Genomic DNA, 2,813 nt, shown 5'->3' with positions numbered 1-2,813 from the left:
TGAGGCCCATGCCGAAGTTCATGGGGGTGAAGGGGAAGTAGACGAGCCGAAGGTAGAGGACGGTGGCGAAGCCGTTCCGCTCGATCGCCTCGTCGTATTTTTCCAGCCGGTCCCCGATCAGCGATGCGGCGAACTCCCGGCCCAGCGTGCGGCCGATCCAGAAGGCGGCGCTCGCCCCGAGCATGGCCCCGAACCAGACGTAGACGAATCCCCAGTAGGCGCCGAAGATGGCCGCTCCGAGGGCGGTCAGGAGCGTCCCTGGCACGAAGAGGCAGACCCCGGCGGTGTACACGAGGATGAAGAGGACCGGCGCCCAGAACCCGGCCGCATCGAGGATCCCCCCCAGTACTTTCGGGGTGAGGTAGCCCTTGACCGGGGTGTACCGCACGAGCGCCACCGCCCCGACGATGAATGCGGCGAGACCGAGCGCCTTCACCAGCGGTTTCCTGCCCGTCGCGTGCGTCTGCGGAGCTACCTCCACAATCTGGTCCTCCTGATCTGGTGAGAACAAGGTACCGTTTTCCTCTCTCGACGACAAACGTTCCCCCCCGGAAATCCGTCCGTTTCCACAACAGATGAGAAAACCGCCGCCGGCGATTCCCCAGGTCCCACGGCAGGTCGGAAGAAGCGTCTTTCCGGTTTCGTCGGGCAGATTCCGGTTTTCCTTACATGACGTGGACCAGGCAAAACAAGGTTGGGGCCGAATAGTCTGAATCGGTGAAGATTATTCTTCGCCCAACCGCATGCCTCCCCGATCGTGTCTGCCCCGCCGAGTTACGAACCGACCGAAATCGCACGTGATTTTATTCGCTCCGTTGTTTCGGCACGTCCTTTGCCAACAAAGACCCAGAATCTCAATTCCGGAGGTCACGGAAACCGATGAATTGCCATGGGAACAACGCGAAGGACGGCAGGAAAAGGGAATCGGTTGCAGGAAATGGCGGATCCTGCTGTGGGGGGAGGACCGGATCGAAACGGTTTATCTGGATCGTCCTGCTTCTCATCGGAGGGCTGATCCTCGCCGCCGGGTTCACGAAGGGGGCAGGCGCCGGATGGTTCAGCGATGTGTTTCAAAAGTCGCCCGCCGAGTCTGGGAAAGCGGCCGGCGTGGTCGAGACGGCCGGTGAGGTCAAGATCCCCCTGAAGGCGCTCGACTCGGGGAGGGCGGTCTTCCTCAAGGCCGACCTGGGGGGAAAGGAGATCCATTACTTCGCCCTGAAGAGCAGCGACGGCGTCTACCGCGCCGCCTACGACACCTGCGATGTCTGCTTCCGGGCGAACCGTGGGTACCGGCAGGAAGGGGATCTCATGGTCTGCAACAACTGCGGGCAGAAGTTCCCGAGCGACAAGGTGAACGAGGTCAAGGGCGGCTGCAATCCGGCTCCTCTGGCGCGCGCGGTGGACGGGGAGTACCTGGCGATCAGGAAGGCGGACATCGCGGCGGGCGGCCCCTACTTTGTCCGCAAGCGGCTGTAGCGGCGGAGCGAGGCGGCCGCGATGAATATCCGGAAACTGGCCTGGAAAAACCTGCACAGGCGAAAATCGCGTGCGCTCTTCACCGGTCTCGGGATCTTTTTGGGAATCGGGACCTTCGTGGCGCTGGTAACGCTCACCTCCCAGATGGAGGGGGCGGTGCAGGAGAAGCTGGACCGCTACGGCGCGAACATCCTGGTCCTTCCGAGAACCGACCAGTTCTCCCTCGGGTTCGGGAACATCGCGCTCGGCGGGACCGAGGTGGCCCACGCCGGTCTCTCGATCGACGACCGGGAGGCCATCGGATCGATCCACCACAAGGACCGGCTCCGCTCCGTCGTCCCCTATTTTCTGGCGGCGACGGAGACGTCGGGAAGGGATCTGGTCTGGATGGGGCTCCCGCCGGAGGAGATCCCGGCGGCCCGCCCATGGTGGAAGATCGCCGGATCGCCGATCGACGGGAAGGAGGAGGTCCTCCTCGGATCCGAGGCGGCCACGGCGCTGGACAAGGGGCCGGGAGGCACGGTGACCGCGGGGGGAAGGAGCTTCCGGGTCGCGGGAGTCCTCCATCCAACCGGGGAGAAGGAGGACGGGATGGTGATCGCGAGCCTCTCCGTCGTCCAGGCCCTGGGGAAGAAGCCGAAAGCCGTCTCCTTCTACGAGGTGGCGGCCCTGTGCAAGGACTGCCCGGTGGAAGACATCGTCGCGCAGATCTCCGCCGCCCTTCCCGGCGCCCGGGTATCGGCGATCCGGCAGGTGGTGGAGAGCCGCCGCGAGGCGGTCGACCAGTTCCGCAGGCTCGGTCTTGGCGTGTCCGCCGTGGTGCTGGCCATCGGTGGATTGATGGTTTTCGTCACGGTGATGGGGTCGGTCCAGGAGCGGACCCGGGAGATCGGGGTGCTCCGGGCGGTCGGCTTCCGGCGCCGGTCGATCCTGTCGCTCCTCTTCTGGGAGACGGGATGGATCTCCTTGCTCGCGTCGGGGCTCGGGGCCGCGGCAGGGGCCGCGGCATCCCTCCTGGTTGCGCCATGGTTCGGAGTGGAGAACCCCGGGGTCCTTCCGGTCCCGCTGGTCGCGGGGCTTCTCCTGGGGATGACCCTGGGGATGCTGGGCAGCATTCCCCCGGCGCGGAGGGCGGCCGCGCTCTCCCCGACGGAAGCGATCCGAAGCCTGTGAAACGAGAAGGAGGATCCATGGAACCTGTCATCCGGCTGGAGAACGTTTCGATGCTGTATGGAAACAACGGCACGCAGACCGAGGCCCTTCGAGGGGTCTCCATGCGGTTCGACCGGGAGGAGTTCGCGGTGATCACGGGGGAATCCGGGTCGGGGAAGAGCACG

General features: G+C 65.1%; 3 protein-coding genes and 1 pseudogene (1 of these 4 only partly in view). 3 read left to right on the top strand and 1 reads right to left on the bottom strand.

Annotated features, from left to right (window positions below):
• Nucleotides 1-481, bottom strand: a 481-nt coding sequence (locus tag A2X88_01330) for a hypothetical protein (GenBank protein OGP34006.1), incomplete at its 3' end; no start/stop codon positions are given.
• Between the two features lie 398 nt (nt 482-879).
• Between A2X88_01330 and A2X88_01325 the strand changes: the two genes are divergently transcribed.
• The 3 genes and pseudogenes from A2X88_01325 to A2X88_01315 all read left to right on the top strand — a co-directional run.
• Nucleotides 880-1,476, top strand: coding sequence for a hypothetical protein (locus tag A2X88_01325; GenBank protein OGP33998.1), 597 nt, complete (start codon nt 880-882; stop codon nt 1,474-1,476).
• A gap of 21 nt (nt 1,477-1,497) precedes the next feature.
• Nucleotides 1,498-2,649: a hypothetical protein gene (locus tag A2X88_01320; protein OGP33997.1), complete on the top strand. Its 1,152-nt coding sequence runs from the start codon at nt 1,498-1,500 to the stop codon at nt 2,647-2,649.
• Nucleotides 2,650-2,666: 17 nt separating this feature from the next.
• Nucleotides 2,667-2,813, top strand: a pseudogene (locus tag A2X88_01315) (hypothetical protein) (it continues 511 nt past the right edge of the window).

It is taken from the genome of Deltaproteobacteria bacterium GWC2_65_14 (assembly GCA_001797615.1).
Classification (GTDB): domain Bacteria; phylum Desulfobacterota; class Deferrimicrobia; order Deferrimicrobiales; family Deferrimicrobiaceae; genus GWC2-65-14.
The sequence above is the reverse complement of the archived record's forward strand: the minus strand, read 5'-3'. Positions and strand labels throughout refer to the sequence as shown.